General features: G+C 38.6%; 15 protein-coding genes. 5 read left to right on the top strand and 10 right to left on the bottom strand.

The features are described 5' to 3' along the window. Positions 1 to 73 precede the first annotated feature (73 nt). Positions 74 to 433: a GIY-YIG nuclease family protein gene (locus BM015_RS05740; RefSeq protein WP_245751240.1), complete on the bottom strand. Its 360-nt coding sequence runs from the start codon at positions 431 to 433 to the stop codon at positions 74 to 76. A 359-nt stretch (positions 434 to 792) separates the two neighbouring features. Between BM015_RS05740 and BM015_RS05735 the strand changes: the two genes are divergently transcribed. The 5 genes from BM015_RS05735 (at position 793) to BM015_RS05715 (ending at position 6,957) form a co-directional block, all read left to right on the top strand. Further along, positions 793 to 1,761, top strand: a complete 969-nt coding sequence (locus BM015_RS05735) for a PhoH family protein (protein WP_090655804.1) — start codon at positions 793 to 795, stop codon at positions 1,759 to 1,761. Between the two features lie 99 nt (positions 1,762 to 1,860). After that, complete coding sequence (locus tag BM015_RS05730) at positions 1,861 to 3,084, top strand: BaiN/RdsA family NAD(P)/FAD-dependent oxidoreductase (RefSeq protein WP_090656173.1); 1,224 nt, start codon at positions 1,861 to 1,863, stop codon at positions 3,082 to 3,084. Between the two features lie 460 nt (positions 3,085 to 3,544). Beyond that, positions 3,545 to 4,564 (top strand): dipeptide epimerase, encoded by a 1,020-nt coding sequence (locus tag BM015_RS05725; protein WP_090655801.1) that lies wholly within the window; start codon positions 3,545 to 3,547, stop codon positions 4,562 to 4,564. A 165-nt stretch (positions 4,565 to 4,729) separates the two neighbouring features. After that, positions 4,730 to 6,442, top strand: coding sequence for a sensor histidine kinase (locus BM015_RS05720; protein ID WP_090655799.1), 1,713 nt, complete (start codon positions 4,730 to 4,732; stop codon positions 6,440 to 6,442). A gap of 56 nt (positions 6,443 to 6,498) precedes the next feature. Further along, positions 6,499 to 6,957, top strand: a complete 459-nt coding sequence (locus tag BM015_RS05715) for a DUF5362 family protein (RefSeq protein WP_090655796.1) — start codon at positions 6,499 to 6,501, stop codon at positions 6,955 to 6,957. A 45-nt stretch (positions 6,958 to 7,002) separates the two neighbouring features. Here BM015_RS05715 and BM015_RS05710 read toward each other — a convergent pair whose 3' ends face one another. The 9 genes from BM015_RS05710 to BM015_RS05665 all read right to left on the bottom strand — a co-directional run bounded on the left by BM015_RS05710 (position 7,003) and on the right by BM015_RS05665 (position 19,043). Then, complete coding sequence (locus tag BM015_RS05710) at positions 7,003 to 8,952, bottom strand: glycoside hydrolase (protein WP_090655793.1); 1,950 nt, start codon at positions 8,950 to 8,952, stop codon at positions 7,003 to 7,005. Then, positions 8,939 to 9,766, bottom strand: a complete 828-nt coding sequence (locus BM015_RS05705; RefSeq protein ID WP_090655791.1) for an alpha/beta hydrolase — start codon at positions 9,764 to 9,766, stop codon at positions 8,939 to 8,941. Before BM015_RS05705 ends, BM015_RS05710 begins: the two co-directional genes overlap by 14 nt. A 361-nt stretch (positions 9,767 to 10,127) precedes the next feature. Continuing rightward, entirely contained in the window at positions 10,128 to 11,417 is a 1,290-nt protein-coding gene (gene hemL / locus BM015_RS05695) for a glutamate-1-semialdehyde 2,1-aminomutase (protein WP_090655785.1), read from the bottom strand. 49 nt (positions 11,418 to 11,466) lie between these two features. Further along, complete coding sequence (hemB, locus tag BM015_RS05690) at positions 11,467 to 12,444, bottom strand: porphobilinogen synthase (protein ID WP_090656168.1); 978 nt, start codon at positions 12,442 to 12,444, stop codon at positions 11,467 to 11,469. Positions 12,445 to 12,537: 93 nt separating this feature from the next. Further along, the gene (gene hemF / locus BM015_RS05685; protein WP_090655782.1) at positions 12,538 to 13,500 is read right to left on the bottom strand and encodes an oxygen-dependent coproporphyrinogen oxidase; all 963 of its coding nucleotides are present in this window, start codon (positions 13,498 to 13,500) and stop codon (positions 12,538 to 12,540) included. Positions 13,501 to 13,600: 100 nt separating this feature from the next. After that, positions 13,601 to 14,197, bottom strand: a complete 597-nt coding sequence (locus BM015_RS05680; protein ID WP_090655779.1) for a Uma2 family endonuclease — start codon at positions 14,195 to 14,197, stop codon at positions 13,601 to 13,603. Between the two features lie 53 nt (positions 14,198 to 14,250). Continuing rightward, on the bottom strand, positions 14,251 to 15,387 hold the full coding sequence (gene bshA, locus BM015_RS05675) for an N-acetyl-alpha-D-glucosaminyl L-malate synthase BshA (RefSeq protein WP_090655776.1): 1,137 nt from the start codon (positions 15,385 to 15,387) through the stop codon (positions 14,251 to 14,253). Between the two features lie 85 nt (positions 15,388 to 15,472). Next, complete coding sequence (locus BM015_RS05670) at positions 15,473 to 16,255, bottom strand: GLPGLI family protein (protein WP_090655773.1); 783 nt, start codon at positions 16,253 to 16,255, stop codon at positions 15,473 to 15,475. A gap of 10 nt (positions 16,256 to 16,265) precedes the next feature. Continuing rightward, a complete protein-coding gene (locus tag BM015_RS05665) occupies positions 16,266 to 19,043 on the bottom strand; it encodes an outer membrane beta-barrel protein (RefSeq protein ID WP_090656165.1) in 2,778 nt (925 codons plus the stop codon). Positions 19,044 to 19,097 lie beyond the last annotated feature (54 nt).

Genomic DNA, 19,097 nt, shown 5'->3' with positions numbered 1-19,097 from the left:
ATCTGTGCATCCGTGGCAAAATTTTAAATGATATGAGTGCAGGATAAAAAATATTTAGATATGCATTATGAAATTAAAGATGGCTGTAAATATAAATTACTTCGAACGTCATTTCGACGATAGGAGAAATCTCCTGAGATTGGGATAGTTTGAATAATATCTTACCATTTTTCAATTTCAACCACAGATCAACCCAATTTGGATTTATTGAATTGATCAATTTTTCTTTCTTTAGCCTGCTCCACATTTTTATTTGCTTTTCTCTCAGGATTGCTTCTTCTATTGAAAAAAAGTTTTCATAATACACACAATATTCCAGGTTGTATTCATCAGTAAAGCTGCCTTTGAAAAAATGATTTTTATGTTGGCGGATCCTTGCCTGCAGATTTGATGTTACATCAATATATAAAGTGGTTTTTAGTTTATTTGTCATTATATTTTGATTCACAACCTTCATTTCCGGAGATTTCTCAGTCGCATGAATGATTCGATTAAAAGAAAATGATTTTGCAATGCTCCTTCGAAATGACGGTCGCTGACTAATCTTATCCGGATTTACTTTAAGTAGTATTCACGTTTTTCAAGATTCACGGTTAAATCCTATATACAAATTCACGATTTGTTCATCTTTATTTAAGATAACCTTTTCACTTTTATTATTAATTTTATAAGCATACTAATTAACATAGTGTGAACAACAAAAACAGGTTTTTTCTTCTTTCCAAATACATTTGAGAAGGATTGGTAAAGGCGATTATCCAATAATATTCAATCACAAAAAACTTAACACCTTTGACAGAAACAATTATTAACCTCGACACATTAAATCCAATAGAATTTTTCGGCGTAAACAACAGGAAACTTGATATTCTGCGAAAAAAATTCCCGCTCTTAAAAATACTTTCAAGAGGTACCCAGTTAAAGCTAAGCGGCGCACCGGAACAGGTAGAATCAGCCAAGGAAAAAATTGATCTTATCGTGCAATACATGGAACGTAACGGCGATTTAAGTGAAAATTATTTTGAACAGATTCTTGGCGGTGATGATGCAGAAACCATTGACAATTTTGTTGACAAAAACCCGAATGATATTCTTGTTTTTGGGCCTAATGGAAAAACTGTTCGCGCAAGAACAGCCAATCAAAAAAGAATGGTGCAGGCCGCCGATTCAAATGATATAGTATTTGCTATTGGCCCGGCCGGTACCGGTAAAACCTATACGGCAGTTGCCATTGCTGTAAGGGCATTAAAAAACAAGCTCGTCAAAAAAATTATTTTAACAAGGCCGGCAGTGGAAGCTGGTGAAAGCCTTGGCTTTTTACCCGGCGATTTAAAAGAAAAAATCGATCCTTACCTGCGGCCTTTATACGATGCGCTGGATGACATGATTCCTGCTGATAAATTAGGTTATTACATGAGCACACGCACTATTGAAATTGCGCCGCTGGCGTATATGCGTGGCCGTACGCTCGATAATGCTTTTATTATTCTGGATGAGGCGCAGAACGCAAACGATCTTCAGCTTAAGATGTTTTTAACACGTATTGGCGCCAATGCAAAAGCTATTATAACAGGCGATCCCACCCAGGTTGACCTTCCTAAAAACCAGCGCAGCGGTTTGGATAAAGCCATACGCATTCTTCAAAATATAAATGGCATTGCACATATTGAACTGGATGAAGAAGACGTGGTACGCCACCGCCTTGTAAAAGCCATTATTAAAGCTTACGATAAAGAATACCATAAAGAAATGCAATCGTAAATTTGTTTTTATTTTCATAATTGTAAACAATAAAAGCAGGCATTAACGCCTGCTTTTATTATGCATGTAAACTGTATCCGCAAACATATCTTCGCAGCTATGCAGCAGTTTGATGTAATTATTATTGGCGGCGGCGCAGCAGGTTTTTTTACAGCTATTAATCTTGCTGAAAAAAATGCTTCGCTTAAAATTGCCATACTTGAAAGAGGTAAGGAAGTGCTTTCCAAAGTGCGCATTTCCGGTGGTGGCCGCTGCAATGTTACGCATGCCTGTTTTGATGCAAATGAACTCACGGGCTACTATCCGCGGGGTAATAAAGAATTACGCGGGCCATTTCACACATTTGCGACAGCAGATACGGTTACCTGGTTTCAGCGGCATGGCGTATTGATAAAGAAAGAAGATGATGGCCGCATGTTCCCGCAGGCCAATACCTCGCAGGCTGTTATTGATTGTTTTATCCGCCTGCAACAATCATTGCGCATACAATTATTCACCGGCGAAAATGTGTTATCAATTCAGCACAATGCTGATAAATGGCAACTGCAAACAACGCAACATATCTTTGCGGCAAAAGAAATTTGTATTGCAACCGGCAGCAGCCCTGCTATGTGGAAGTTGTTGCAGCAACTCGGGCATACAATTGTTCCGCCGGTGCCATCATTGTTTACTTTTAATTGCAAAGATGAGCGCATCATTCATTTACCCGGCGTTGCAACAAATGTATCTGTACATATAAAAGATACCAGGTTGCGTTCATCAGGCCCTTTATTAATTACGCACTGGGGCATGAGCGGCCCGGCTGTTTTAAAACTCTCTGCATGGGGCGCCCGTATTTTACATGATATGAATTATGCGTTCACATTAATTGTAAACTGGCTGCATGATGAAGATGCTGAATCAATTCTTCAAAAATTAAAATCGCTGAAAGAGCAACAGGCGCAGAGGATTATTATAGTTAAATCACCTTTTACAATTCCTAACCGTTTATGGGAAAGCCTGGTGCAGGCAGCATCCATCAATAAACAAACAAGATGGGCCGATGTTTCCAAAACGCAGTTACAGCAACTGGCGCAGCAACTTTGCCAATGCAGTTTTAATATAAAAGGTAAAAGCACTTTTAAAGAAGAATTTGTTACAGCAGGCGGTATTGATTTAAAAGAAATTGATTTTAAAACCATGCGCAGTAAAGTTTTACCAAGCGTTTATTTTGCAGGCGAAGTATTAAACATTGATGCCATAACAGGCGGTTTCAATTTTCAAAATGCATGGACGGGCGGCTATATTGCAGCATTGGCGATGGATGAGAGCATGTTGATTTAATACTCCATATTAAGTAAGTGCCGTTTACTTAAGGTTTAATTTTTGAAATATACAATAATCAATATTCAATGCTGAATTAACAGTGGTTTTACAATTGAAGATAGCGTATTGTTTTGTTCCTGCCCGACTGATTCGGTCAGGCGGGGAATATTGAATATGTTCTTAATTTAATGTGAGTTCTGGATAAACATATGTGAGGCGTTATGCTATAAAATTGAAAACTTATTGCAAAATATAAACATCTTTGAACGTCATTTCGACGATAGGAGAATTGCGAAGCAATCATCGAGGCCTAAAAGATAAATATGAAAGAGATAAATCTCTTAACTTTCAACCAGTCTGAATTTCAGGAGATGTCTCGTTTCCCCGACATGACGATACAAATCCCTGCTCAATTCGCAAACATCTTCATCATGATTATTAAAAAATATAATTTCACTTTACATAATTCTATTACAGTTTGAAACTTCATTATAAAAAAACAGAACTGCCGTTTGAATATCCATTTACAATTTCCGGCGGAAGAACAAAAACGCACCAGCCATCTTTAATTGTTGCTTTGCAATTAGGCAACCTTATTGGTTATGGCGAAGCGCCTGCCATTACGTATTATAACATTACAGTTGAGCAAATGATAGAAGACATTGAGAAGAAAAAACCGATGATCGAAAAGTTTGCTTTCACCACGCCCGACCGTTACTGGCATTACCTGCATCATCTTATTCCCAATAACCCCTTTTTGGTTTGCGCTTTGGATATGGCTACCTGGGATTTGTTTGGCAAAATGCGCAACCAGCCTTTATACAAACTATGGAACACAACATGGGAAAATATCCCTGTTTGCGATTATACATTAGGCATTGATTCCATCGATAAGATGATTGAAAAGATGCAGCGCAAGCCCTGGCCGGTGTATAAAATAAAAGTGGGCACTGATAATGATATTGCAACAATAGAAGCCTTACGCAAACATACCGATGCCGCATTTCGTGTGGATGCCAACGCAGGCTGGCAATTAAACGAAGCGCTTGAAAAAATCCCTGTATTAAAAGAATTGGGTGTTGAACTGGTTGAACAACCACTGGCAAAAGAGGCGTGGGATGATATGAAGATTTTGTACGAACAATCCCCTCTCCCATTGCTGGCCGATGAAAGTTGTGTATTTGAAAATGATGTTGAAAAATGTGTGGGACATTTTCATGGCATCAATATAAAGCTGGTAAAATGCAGCGGCATTACACCTGCATTGCGCATGATTGAAAAAGCAAGGCAACTTAACCTGAAGATAATGATGGGCAGCATGAATGAATGCACGGTTGGTTCTGCAGCCATCGCACAATTCCTGCCACAACTGGATTATGTTGATATGGATGGCCCGCTGTTATTAAAAGAAGATATTGCCACAGGTTTAACCTACAACAATGGTATTGTTACGGTTGCTGATGAGCCGGGGCTCGGCATAAGGCTGGACCAGTTTTAAAAAATAAGCAATTAAATGCCGATCCATTATTCCAGCAACCGTTGTAAATAATTACATCAGCCAAACCAAAGGCTAATAGGTAAGCAATAGCTATAACTACATTGATAATTCACTACTTTAATTCAAATATGTAAATTGCATATTCCTGTTGAAGGAGTATATAATATGGCTTCAAGAAAAACGTCATCAGAAATAAATAACTTATTTGCACACGATACAAATTCAGGCTTCAAATATCTTCCTCAATATGCCAAATATCTTTTGGAAAACCAGGCGGAAGCCTTTACTATAGCACAGTTGGATGTTGCAAGGGAAACAAAGCTGCCGCTGTTAAACCACCTGGATATAAACGAAGACGAACTAACCTCAATTTTATTGAAAAATACGGATGAGCTATTAAACGCCTGTATTGAAAATACAACAAGCCGCTACATAGAACTATATATAAAAAAATGGCTTGACCAGCAATCATTTTCTTTCATTTCAAAACAAATTTCAATAGAAGACATCAGCCTGTTAAGCTTTATACAACGTAATGCCTTCCGTCAATTTATCAGTGGTTTCACAAAAGATGCGGTGTTAACCAGGAATATTTTAACCGAAGCAGACCTGTTTATCACTGAAATTGAAACAAAGTTTATCAAGACCTTTTTCGAATTAATAAAACCTTCCCCCACCAGCCCGAATAATCATACACTTCATTTTCAGCTTAAACAAGCAAACGAAGTAATAAAACATACAGAGTGGCAGTACCAGTTCATGATAAATGAGATAGAAGATTACGCTATCATCCTGCTCGATAAAGAAGGTTTTATTCAAAACTGGAATAAAGGGGCGCAAAAAATAAAAGGCTATACGGCGCAGGAAATTATCGGCAAAAATTTCAGGCTGTTTTACCGGCAGGAAGACAGAGATAAAAACTTACCTGAATCGTTGCTTAAAGAAGCTACCCAAAAAGGAAAGGCACAGCATGAGGGCTGGCGGCTGCGAAAAGGTGGCTCGGCTTTTTGGGGCTATACGGTAATAACGGCCTTGCACGATAATGAGGGCAATATTATTGGCTTTACAAAAGTTACGCGCAACCTAACTGAAAGAAAATTTACAGAAGATACATTGAAAGAGTATGCCGAAAAAATTGAAAAGCATAATGAGGAGCTGCAGCGCATAAACAAAGAGCTTGACTCATTTGCTTACATGGCAAGCCATGATTTACAGGAACCATTAAGGAAAATACGAACATTCAGCAATATTATTTTAAGCAGGGAAAAAGAAAACTTTTCACCCGAAGCGGCTAATTATTTTGACAGGATAATTTTATCGGTAAACAGGATGCAAACGCTCATTGATTCGCTGCTGAATTATTCAAGGGCGGGTACTGCGCAAATGGTGCTTGAACCCACAGACTTAAACATACTTATACAGGATGTAAAAAAAGACCTTTCAGAAGTTATCTGGGAAAAACGGGCAGTTATTGTGTATAACCAATTACCCACGCTTAAAGTGCACCGCCTGCAATTTCATCAACTGTTTTCCAATCTCATTGAAAACGCCATAAAATACAGCCACAGCGATGTAAACCCTGAGATCAAAATTGAAACAGTAAATTTTTTTAATAAAGACGAAAAGGAATTTATACGCATTACCGTTGAGGATAATGGAATTGGTTTTGAACAGCAATATGCCGCCGATATTTTTAAACTATTCCAGCGCCTGCATGGTAAAAGCGAATATTCAGGCACGGGTATTGGGCTTGCAATATGTAAAAAAATAGTGGAAAACCATAATGGCACTATAACCGCGGTGGGGCAGCCAGGCAAAGGCTCAACCTTTATTATAGAAATGCCTTTAGACAATAACAATACAGAAGCGGAAGTATAATGTTATGAATGTTTCTGTACTTTTAGTTTTTGAATGCCTGGTTAAAACAGACTTTTATGGACGAAAATATTATAAACAATAATTTTTTATTGCAGGTTGATAATGGCAATACACCTTATTTAACGGAAGCAGCAAAATGGGCAAAATTCCTTTCAATTATAGGTTTCATTATTTGCGGGCTGCTTGTGCTTACAGGCGTATTTTCGGGTTCCTTTTTTGCATCGCTTGCACAGGCCGACAACGAATTAAATGCAATGGGGAGTATAGGCTCAACCTTCTTTGCAATGTGGTTTATATTGTGTGCGCTGCTTTATTTTTTCCCAAGTTATTACCTTTTCAATTTTGCATCTAAAATGCAAATTGCATTAAGAAATAATGATCAGATAAGCCTCAACGATTCATTTAAAAGCCTAAAATCGTGCTTAAAATTCTGGGGCATCCTTTTAATTATAATATTATGCTTCTATGCCCTTGCAATAGTATTTGCAATGCTCGGTTCCGCATTTATAGGATAATATGATTTGAATCTTTTTGCAGCTCTTTCTTTACTTGCCGGGTAATTAATTGGTTTTTACAACTGCATAACTAACGGCATCCAGCAGGAATGTCGCCTGCCCGTTTACAACCGCAACAGGTTTTTCTTCCTGCATATCCTTTGTTTTATTTGTAATATAAACAGATAGCTTTTTTACGGAAGCCGGGAAGCCCTTTATAGTTACCATTCTCGCTGCATTGTTATTTACAAGATGAACAACATACATGTTTTTACCCGCATCTGCCTGCGCCGCACAGGTTATATCTTTTTTGTTTGATGCAACCTGGATAGCTGCAATATTTGGCGGAACTGAAGCAAGCTGTTTTAAATTCCAGAAACGTTGTGTTGGCTGCAACGCATCGTTGTTACCAAAAATACCACCACCTTTTAATGGCGAATAATCTGATGTTAGCTGCCATTGTAAAATGCTTAACGGCTGGCAAATGTTCAGCAGCCGCACATATAAATTAATTTCTTCCAGCGCATAAGTTTGTTCTTCAAATATTTTTGGATAAGCCCAGGCCGCTGCGTCTATGCTGCCTTCGCCAACGAATAGAGGCAGGTTCATTTTGGTGGCTGCATCCGCCCATTTTTGTAAAGTCGTATCGTTCCATCCGCGCCATGAATGAAAAGATATGGCGCCGATGTACTGATGCGTTGCAGCATCATTCATTGCAGGGTAAATAAACGAATAAGTAGTAGCATCTGAATTATCGCCCAGCAACATTTTTGTTGATAAACCACGTGATTGAAAATAAGCGCCTAACTCCTTAATAAGTTTTGCATGCTCTTCGCCTGTTTGCCGCACATTAATGCCCAGGTCGGATTCATTAAACGAAAACAATTTTACTTCAACACCGTAAGCATCTTTTAGATACTGAACATAATCTGCAATTGATTTATATATCTGTTGCGCTTTGTTTTGATCAAGCGGGTTACCCCATTCTTCATCAGGTTGTTTTCTTAGTTGAAGCTTTCCGGTTACAGCCCATTGTGGCGGGAACCATGCAGAAAGGATAACAGGAATATTCAGTTTACCTAACCGCTGCGCCATCTCCATACTTTCTTTTACATGCGGATTAAGTTTGCCCGTTTTGGCCGAATCAACCGGGTTGCTGTCTTCATCCGGTTGCCACAAACGCCAGGGCATCTCTACGCGACCGTAAGCAACACGCATATTGCTTAAACAATAGTCAATAACCTGTGGATCGTTTTTTGGATTTTGTAAACGAAAGTTGCCACCAAACCCTGCGAAGATGCGGCCTTGTTTTGAGGGATCGATTGTAACAGTTACCGGCGCTTTATCAATTGTTCCGGATGCTTTTATTGTAAACGAAATCTCACCTGTTTGCCCGTTTGTAAAGCTGCCCGTTTGAATAGGAATATAGACGTGAAGAAACTTTTTGCGTTCTATACTTTTAATTGTTACCGGCCTTTCAAAATCAAGCCCGGCCTGCTTTTCAGGTGAAATAACCTTAACACCGGAAGCTATGGTTTCACCATTTTTAACCCCTGGTTTTGATCCAATGAATTGTAAATTATTTTTTGCATAATCTTTCAGCGGGAATTTCAAATGAAAATATAAACCTGCAAGCGCTGTATCTTTTTTTGATGTGAACTGAATGGTTGCTTTGCAAACGCCTTCACTTATATCTTCAAACTGTTCAGCAATATAAAAACTATCGAGCTGCGTAGTGATAATTTGCTTATTATTCTGCCTGTCAAATTTTGGATGTTGTCTTTCTTTTGCGGTTGCATTTACTTTTGACCAATCGCTGTTAATTACTTCAACCGCCGATTCAAAATTTATCAATTGCCCCTGTATGCGCATGCCTTTTAAATTGCCCCATGTTTCCACTTCTGTTTGTGCATGTGCTTTATTTAAAAATGTTACACATATCAGTAAAACAAAAATTAATAGTTTATATAAACGCATATTGATACCGTTAAACAGTTTAAAGTTATTTAGCTGCATTTATTTCTTTTATGCGCCGGTTTGCTTCTTTAATCAATAATGGAAATGCACCGGCAGGCATACCGCCATGATCGTAGCCCTGCAGTTCATATAAAGTGGTAGTGGTATTACCGGTAAGCATCATCATTCTTTTTATGTAAGCATTTTCTTCGTAACGGCCATAAAGTTCAAGTTCCCTGTCACCGGTAATTAATAACATAGGCGGTGCATCTTTACGCACAAAATATAAAGGTGCCAATGAATCTACCACAACTTTTGTTGCTTCCATGCCCCGCTCCTGCCGCACGGTAAAGTGTGTAATGCACTGACCGCTGAGAGGAATTAATCCTGCAACAGTATTGGCATCAATATTATATTTTTCGAGGTAATGTTTATCAAGCGTTATCATCATATCAAGATAAGCGCCGGCAGAATGACCGGAAAGCAATATGAGTTTATTGCTGCCGCCATATTCCTGTATATGTTTGAAGACCCACGCGGTTGCTGCCGCCGCATCTTCAATATAAGCAGGGGCTTTTACACGCGGTGAAAAACGGTAACCAACGCCCACTACTGCAAAGCCTTTATTCATAAGCTGCTGTGGTATTTCGCGATGGCCGGCTGCCAAACCGCCGCCATGAAACCAGATAATGGTTGCAAAATTTTTTACGTCTTTTGGATAATATAAATCGAGCACGCATTGTGAATCTATATACGTGTCTTTTGTGCTAATGGCATCGCTATAATAATGAATGGCTTTAATGGTTTCATACTGTTGCTGTGCAAAAGTTTGGCAGGCAATAATGATAAATACGCTTAATAATATTTTTTTCATGTGCAGGAAATTAATACATACTTCAGACTTTGCAAATTAAGCATCTATATGTTTCACTTAAACAACTGGTGTAAATATTCAATAGGCAGCAATCAATGTTGAACAACACAAAAATTAAAAATGTTCTATTACAAAATTTCAGAATCGTATTAAGATATTTATCCGCCACAGATACACAGATGCGCATTAAAGCCCTTATACAATCTGTACATCTGTGGCTAACTAATAAGCACAAAGCCCGTATGCGGAAGCATACGGGCTTTGTGAATGCAATAACTGTTTATTATATTTTTATAAAGCGCTTAATTTAAATTGAGATAAAATTGAATGATATACTTTTTTAGTATGAGCGTGGTTATTCTCACTTAATACTTTTAATGGCATTTTCCGCTGCGCTTATTGTATTATCCAGGTCAGCATAACTCAAAGCATTGCTCATAAACCAGCTTTCAAATGCTGATGGCGGCAGGTAAACGCCTTCATCTAACATAGCATGAAAAAATTTATTGAACAGCGCAATATTTGCCGCTGATGAATCAGCGAAATTATTTACCGGTTTATTGATAAAATGTACTGATAACATTGAACCGATCTGGTTAATGGCTACCGGGATATTTGCTTTATCAAACACATTAAATAATCCTTTCCTTAAATAATCGCCTTTCTCATCAAGCTCTTTATAGACAGATATATTGCTATTCAAATGACTGAGCAGTATATAACCCGCAATCATTGCAATGGGATTGCCGCTTAATGTGCCCGCCTGGTAAACATTGCCCAGCGGCGCTATTTGTTTCATTATATCAAGCTTGCCACCAAAAGCACCCACCGGCATGCCGGCGCCAATTACTTTTCCATAAGTAACCAAATCTGCATCAATCTTTAACCGCTCCTGCGCACCCCCCGGTGCAAGGCGAAAGCCTGTCATTACTTCATCGAAGATGAAAATAATATCTTCCTTCGTGCATATTTTCCGCAGTTGCTCCAAAAAATTTTCAGCAGGCAAAATACAGCCCATGTTACCTGCAACAGGCTCTATAATAATTGCAGCAATCTGATTTTTATATTCAGCTATGAGTTGTTCAACAGCTTCGATGTCATTATATGGCGCGGTTAAAGTATCTGCTGCAACGCCTGCTGTTACACCCGGTACCGTTTGTATATTAAATGTGGCAACGCCGCTGCCTGCTTTCACCAAAAAACTATCTGCATGGCCATGATAACAGCCTTCAAACTTTATTATCTTATTCCTGCCTGTATAACCACGCGCTAACCTGATAGCACTCATGCAGGCTTCTGTGCCGCTGCTTACCATTCTTATAAGGTCAACATTCGGCGCCATGCTTTTTATAAGTTCAGCCATTTCAATTTCAAGTTCGGTAGGCGCGCCAAACGAAGTGGAATCTGCCGCTTTCTTTTGTATAGCTTCCACAACGGGTTCAAATGCATGGCCCATAATCATCGGGCCCCAGGAATTAATATAATCTATATACCGGTTATCATCAGCATCATATAAATAAGCGCCCTTTGCTTTCTTTATAAATAAAGGTGTTCCGCCCACGCTTTTAAAAGCACGTACAGGTGAGTTTACACCGCCGGGAATAGAACGTTGCGCACGGGAAAACAATTCTTCACTGTTAGTAATCTTCATATCAGTTTATTCATTAGTTCAAATCGTATTTATTTTTCATTCACTATGATCATCCATTTAAAATACCTGCCGCATCTTTTGCAAAGTAAGTAGCTATCAAATCGGCGCCGGCGCGTTTGATGGAAGTAAGCGTTTCAAGTATGGCTTTGTTTTCATCAATCCATCCCATTTTTGCGGCTGCTTTAATCATTGCATATTCGCCGCTGATGTTATAAACACTCACCGGAACCTGCACTGCATTCTTTACTTCACGCACAATATCAAGATAAGGTAAACCCGGCTTTACCATTACGATGTCGGCGCCTTCTTCTTCATCTGTCAAAGCCTCTTTAACCGCTTCTATGCGGTTGGCATAATTCATTTGATAAGTTTTCTTATCACCAAAACCCGGCGCAGAATCCAGCGCATTGCGAAAAGGCCCATAAAAGCAGGAAGCATATTTTGCACTATATGCCATAATGCCAACTTTGGTAAAATTATTTTCTTCCAATGCTTCACGTATAGCAGCAATGCGGCCATCCATCATATCGCTTGGCGCCACCATATCCACACCAGCCTCTGCATGAGAAACGCTCATTTTTACCAGTGCTTCAACCGTTTCATCATTTACAATTTCTCCATCTTTTACAATGCCATCGTGGCCATATTCAGAGTAAGGGTCAAGTGCCACATCCGTCATTACATACATTTCAGGCACAGCATTTTTTATGGCTTTAATGCTACGCTGCATCAGCCCGTCTTTATTCCACGCTTCCTTGCCGGTATTATCCTTCAATTCATCTTTACATTTAACAAATAACAACACGCTTTTTATACCAAGATTGTATAATTCCTTAACTTCTTTAATTGTGTTATCAATGCTCATTCTATAATAGCCAGGCATTGATACAATTTCTGTTTTCACGTTTTCACCTTCATCTATAAATAAAGGCACAATAAAATCGTTGGGCGTTAAAACTGTTTCTGCAACCAAACTTCTTATAGAAGCGTTTGCTCTTAAAATTCTGTTTCTTCTTTGTAAAAACATTTCTAAAAATTTAAACCACAAAGTCGCCAAGACCCGAAGTTTTATAAAGGTTTCGTGCTTTCTTAGTGCCTTTGTGTCTTCGTAGTTAAAAAATTATACCCATTCTTTAGGCTGTAAACATATGTTCAAAAGCCTTTCTTCTTCTGAGCCGGGGTCAGGCTGATAATTATATTCAAAACGCACCGTAGCGGGCAAACTCATTAATATGCTTTCTGTACGGCCATGCGTTTTTAAGCCAAAAATAGTTCCGCGGTCATGAATTAAATTGAATTCAACATAACGGCCCCTTCTTATCTCCTGCCAATGTTTATGGTCATCATTGAACGAAGTGTTTTTTCTTTTTTCCGCAACAGGAATATATGCATCCATAAACGCATAACCGCAGGCTTTTGCAAAATCAAGCCAAAACACTTCATCGTGCTTTTCATCACATCTTTGATGATCATAAAAAATACCGCCAATACCCCTGCGTTCATTATTGCGGTGTGTGTTTACAAAATAATCATCGCATTGCTGTTTGAATGTTGGGTAAAAACTTTCATCAAAGCCATCGCAGGTATTTTTAAATGTTTGATGAAAGAGTTTTGCATCATCTTCAAACAAATAATATGGCGTAAGATCGGTGCCGCCGCCAAACCAGCGATCTGCTACAGAGCCATCAGGATTATACAATTCAAACATGCGGTAATTAAAATGCACTGTTGGCACAAAAGGGTTGAAAGGATGTATTACAGAACTTATACCGGCAGCAAACCAGGTGGCATCGTTGCCGGGGAAAGGTATTTGTAAAACCTTGCACATACGTTCGGTTAAATGCCCGTACACTACAGAAGTATTTACGCCGCCTTTCTCAAATACCTGCCCGTTTTGAATAACTTTCGTCAGCCCGCCACCGCCTTTTCCTTCTGCACGCTGCCATGCATCTTCTGCAAATTTTGATTTATCATCAACAGATTCAAGCGCTGTGCATATATCATCCTGGAGATTGTAAATAAATTCAATCCATTGCTGGCGAAATTCTTTTGTTGCTGTTTTGTTTACTGTTTCTTCAGCCATAAAGCATGCAAAGTTCAAAAAAATGATTGGAGGAAAGAATGATTTAAGTCATCGCTAACAAACATGACAATAGCATGACGAAACGCGGTGCAGTTTAACCTTACCGGTTTTCAAATTTCACATCAGCATATATACTGCTTATAAGTATTTGCTCATTGATTGTTTTTATTTCAAGCATGCTATTAGCCTCATTATACTCTTCAAGTTCCCAGTGGTCTTTTTCGTTAAGACGGAACACTTCGATGTGCATGCTTTCCGAATCAACTAAAATATATTCTTTTAGCGCAGCTATATCGCGGTATAGTTTAAATTTTTCGCCGCGGTCATAATTCTTTATAGATTTTGAAAGCACTTCAATAATAACAACGGGATTCAAAACATTGTATTCATCATTATTCAGGGTTATTATTTCACCGCAAACAATTGAAATATCAGGATAGGTAAATAATGTATTTGCAGGAATGTGGATGCGCTGGTCGCTGTTGTACGTACGGCATGATTTCCCCTTTAGCCTTATGCCAATTTCAGTCATTAAGTTAGAAGCAATTATATTATGCGACACTTTTGCACCGGACATTGCAAACACTTCACCCTTATAATATTCATGCTTTTCCTGCGAAGCATTTTCCATTTCAAGATAAGCCCCGATTGAAATTTTTTGTTGATTACAGGCAATTGCAGGTTCCCTGACTTCCATTGCATAAAAATACAAATTTGTGAAGTATATGGGCCGGCTCAGCTTTTGTTTACTTACGCTTCACAAGTCATCCTGCAAAAACGGCTGTATAGTTTTTCGTATTGGGGAACAATGTTATGCAGATCAAATTTCATGGCCTGCTCCTTTGCATTTATTTTAAATTGTTGCAGCAATGCTTCATCGCTCAGCAATTTTATAGCGTCTTCACTCATCGTTTGCACATCGCCAACATCGGCAAGAAAACCTGTTTCCCCGTTGATATTTATTTCCGGCAGCCCGCCGGCATTTGAACTGATAACAGGCACATTTGCCGCCATTGCTTCCATAGCAGCAAGGCCAAAACTTTCATATTCGCTGGGCAATAAAAACAAATCGGAAATAAGTAAAATTTCTTCTATCTGTTCCTGCTTACCAAGAAAACGCACATCATCCTGCACTTCTAATTTGCGCACAAGGTCTTCCGTACTGCGACGCTCGGGGCCATCGCCAACCAATAATAATTTTGAAGGCAGTTTTTCATGCACATTGGCAAAAATATTTATTACATCTTTCACCCGTTTTACCTTGCGGAAATTGGATGCATGAATCAATATTTTCTCATCATGCGGCGCAATTACTTTTCTAAAAGCATTAATGGGTTTTTTATTGTAGCGGGAATTATCAACAAAATTGTCAATTACCTGTATGTCTTTTTCAATAGCAAATGACCGATAAGTTTCTTCCCTTAAATTCTGCGATACGGCTGTAATGGCATCACTCTCATTAATAGAAAAAGTTACAACAGGCTCGTATGTTTTGTCGCGCCCAACGAGTGTTATATCGGTGCCGTGCAGGGTAGTAATTACAGGAATATTTCTTCCTCTTTTTAATAAAATCTGTTTAGCCATGTAGGCTGCAGATGCATGTGGAATAGCATAATGCACATGCAGTAAATGAAGATCGTGCTTGAGAATAACATCAACCATTGTGCTTGCCAAAGCAAGTTCATAAGGAGGATAATCAAACAAAGGATAGGAAGGCACGCTTACCTCGTGATAAAAAATATTGGCGCTGAAAGCATCAAGGCGCACAGGCTGCTGGTAAGTAATAAAATGAACATGATGCCCTTTATCTGCCAATGCCTTGCCAAGTTCCGTAGCCAGAACACCGCTTCCGCCATAAGTAGGATAACAAACTATGCCTATACGCATGCAATAATTTTTGGCAAAGTAACAATGTAATAATTACATTATTTAAACCATTTGCAAACGTTGTATTAAGTATGCTTAAATGCGCTTACAAATCAATCATCCATTGTGCATGCTGCGCAAATTTTTTATTCCATGCATCTTTAAATACTGATTGCAGTTTTACACTAAGGTCTGCATTGGTGGCTTTTTTACCTTTCACAGGCGGTATTAAAGTGCTGGCAGAAGGCGCTGTCAATTCAACTTTTGTGGCAAACCATGTTGTATGTAAACGGGGAATAGCAAGGCCTAAAATCATTCCGGGCAAACCATTGAAAGACTCAGGGCCACCGGTGGTTGTAATCTGGTCAGTATAAAATGCCACCACAAAAACCGAATCGTTGATAATGGTAGTGGCTTTGCGGCAATTAAAACCAGCGATATCTCTTGAATCGTTGGTAATTTTCCAATTTGCTTTTCTTAAACTGTCTGCAAGCAGGAATTTAGCATCGTAAACTGATTTTTGGGCAATACTTTGTTTGGTGCCGAGATTGCAAAACACCACATTGTCCTGCGCAGGATCATTAAACCAATCAGGGCCTTTGGGGCCTGCTATTGTTACTTCACGTCCTGGTTCATACAATGTTTTATTGCCATCAAAATATAAGTTGAAATAACTTGTTTTCCATTCAGGCAGTTGTTTCTTTATCGAATTGATAAAGTCAAATCCACCGCCATTATCGTCGTCTTTTTTATAGATGTCATCAATATTGGCAATAAAATGCACCCTTTTTTCAAATTCAATTTGCCCTTTTGCAATAAATATATCCTGTGCATATAGTGAATAATGCATAATGAATAATGAGCAAATAAGCACCGCTATTTTTTTCATACAATAAAATTTATGGTTGATTAGACGCTGGCATGCCTGCTGCTGTTTTGGAAAAATTCCATACAAAACTGAGCATGAAATAACGTTTGATGGTATTATAATTTCTTTCGGTGATAACATTGGTAGATAGCTGTCGCTGGTATCCTTTATTCTGATTGAGCAAATCATACACGGAAAACTTAAGCAGGCCTTTATCGTTTTTAAAGAATTTTCTTCCGAGATAAGCATTCCATAAAACCACATTATTATTGGTAGTAAATATGGCCGTTTTTTGCCTGAAACTTGCATCTACATTATTGTTGATCTCAAATTTTGCAGGTAAATAAACAGTGAGGTCAAGGTTATGATTTGTTGTCCAGTATTTTGTTTCAGCAGCCTTATTAATTGATGAAGTTGAAATATTGTAGCCTACACTGGCCCAATAATTAAAATCATATTTCTTCTCTTTGCCTTTATTAAAACCAACATTCACACTCGGGCTGTAATTATTGGTTTCGTTCTTTACGCCATTCACAAAGTTTGAATATTTACTGGAATTATACCGCACGCCATAATTCAAATAAAAATCAGCCTTCGTAAACTTTTTAGACAAACCAATGCCTCCATAAGCATTATAATTTCCGTTCGTATTTACATAAGTATAAGTTGTAATGCCGCTTGTATCTGTAAACTGGTTGGTAACTATGGCGTTTTCTGTTACCGTTACGCCGCCATACATATACATACCTGACTGGCTTAACATTTTATACCGGTTTGCATTAATATACATGCTATGTTGAAACGCTTGTTTTAAACCGGGATTACCTTTTCTTATTATCAATGGGTTGGTATTATCAGCCACCGGCGAAATCTGCGTTATGCCCGGCTGCTGCGTGCGGCCGTTATAATTAATGGAAATGCGGGATTGTGTATTGAACTTATATACAAAATTCACTTTTGGAAAGAAGTTCAGATAATCGCGTTTCAATACAGTGTCTTTAAATAAATCTTTTTGATTGAAATTGGTTGAAGCAATATCTGTTCCTGCGCCAAGCGTTAATTTCTTTCCATTATATCTCAGCGCTGCGCCGCCGGTATTAGTTGTTACATCAAAATTATAGTGCGTGCTGAAAGTATCGTTCAACATTGAATATTTCCCGTCTGCTGCCCGGTCGTACGATAAATTCTCCGCATTATTGGTGCTTAACCTGAAAGCATAATTTATTTCAGCATAAAGATTTTTAATCAAAGGTTCCGTATAAACGATTTTAGAATTAAACATATTCACTTTAGAATCGTTTCTCTTCTCCTGGTCTGTTGAATCATTTAAAAACAAAACACCTTTGGTATAAAATGAATTCAGCGAACGCAAAAATCCATCAGAATTGGAAGCATTGTAAACATTGCTGATATTTAAAGAAATTGTTCTTCCCTGTTTCTTAAATTTCTTCTTCAATAAAAGGTTTACATTAAAATTTGAGTTATCGCCCGTGGAGTTAATTGATCTTTTGCTTTGGTTTACCAGTACACTGTTTTCATCCAGCGACTGGTTTGTATAATCGCTGAACGAATTTGAATGGCCTATGTATCCGCTGCCGGTGAATTTTAAAGAAAAGCTGCTGTCAAACTGCTGCTCATAAATACTGCTTACCGAATGCCGGTTCCTGCTGTTGAAAGTTCTGGATGTTTCAGTATTGTAAAATATACTGTCAGGCAAAATTGATTGCGAGTATGTATTGCCTTCACCTGATGTATTTAATTTATTAAAGCGGTAACTGCCGTTGAAGTTTTGTTTATCATCATTAAACTTATCGCCAAAATTTATGCCGCCTGCCCAGCTTTTGGGAACGCCTTCACCATAATAACTGCCGCCCGAAAAATCGTCGCCGCCTTCAATATAAAAGCCGCCAAAATCATCATCATATTGCAAACTGTTACCGCTTCCATAACTGCTTTGCTCATTCCAATCCAAACCCGTTTTACCGGTGCTGCTCATAATGCCATAAGCAGAAATCTTTTTCTTACCTTTAAAATTATTGATCATGGCGCTGTTATTCCACCGGCTATCAGTGCCGCCGCCCACATCAAGCTTTCCAAAATATCCTTTCTTTTTATCTTCTTTCAGTTTAAGGTTGATGGTTTTCGTTTTCTCACCATCATCAATGCCGGTAAATTCAGCCTGGTCGCTTTTCTTGTCAAAAACCTGCACCGACTTTAATGCATCCGCCTGCAGGTTTTTTGTTGCAACGGTTGGGTCATCGCCAAAAAACTCTTCCCCATCCACTAATATTTTCTGCACTTTTTCACCTTGTGCCGTTATGTTGCCATCTTTATCCACCTGTATGCCGGGCAATACTTTCAGAAGGTCTTCTACGCTTGCACCCTGTCGCACATGAAAGCTATCAGCTGCAAATTCCAGTGTATCGCCTTTCATGCGCATAGCTGCAATTCTTGTCCGCACTTCAACATCAGCCAAAAGGTTAGCTTCTGTTGTCAGCATAACATTACCGATATTTTTTGTTTCGCCCGGCGTAAAAGAAAGTACGTCAAAATAATCGGCATAGCGGTTGCGTGTAATCATTAATACATATTTTCCCGTATCAAGATTATCTATTTCAAATGTGCCGCCTTCTTTGCTGCGTGTAAATTTATAAAGTGTGGAATCCTGCGATCTCAGCAGCGCAATGGTTGTATTAACAAGCTTAACATTTTCTGATGTATCAATTGTTACACCTGTTAAAGTTGCTTTTTGTGCTGATGCATAAATGCTGAACAATAAAAAAAATAAGAGGATAGAATTTCTTTTCATAAGCGACCAGGGGGTTTCACTTTCAAAATTGGAAGTAAATGCTCCAAACAAAAA

This window comes from Parafilimonas terrae (genome assembly GCF_900115755.1).
In the GTDB taxonomy this organism is placed as follows: domain Bacteria; phylum Bacteroidota; class Bacteroidia; order Chitinophagales; family Chitinophagaceae; genus Parafilimonas; species Parafilimonas terrae.
The sequence above is the reverse complement of the archived record's forward strand: the minus strand, read 5'-3'. Positions and strand labels throughout refer to the sequence as shown.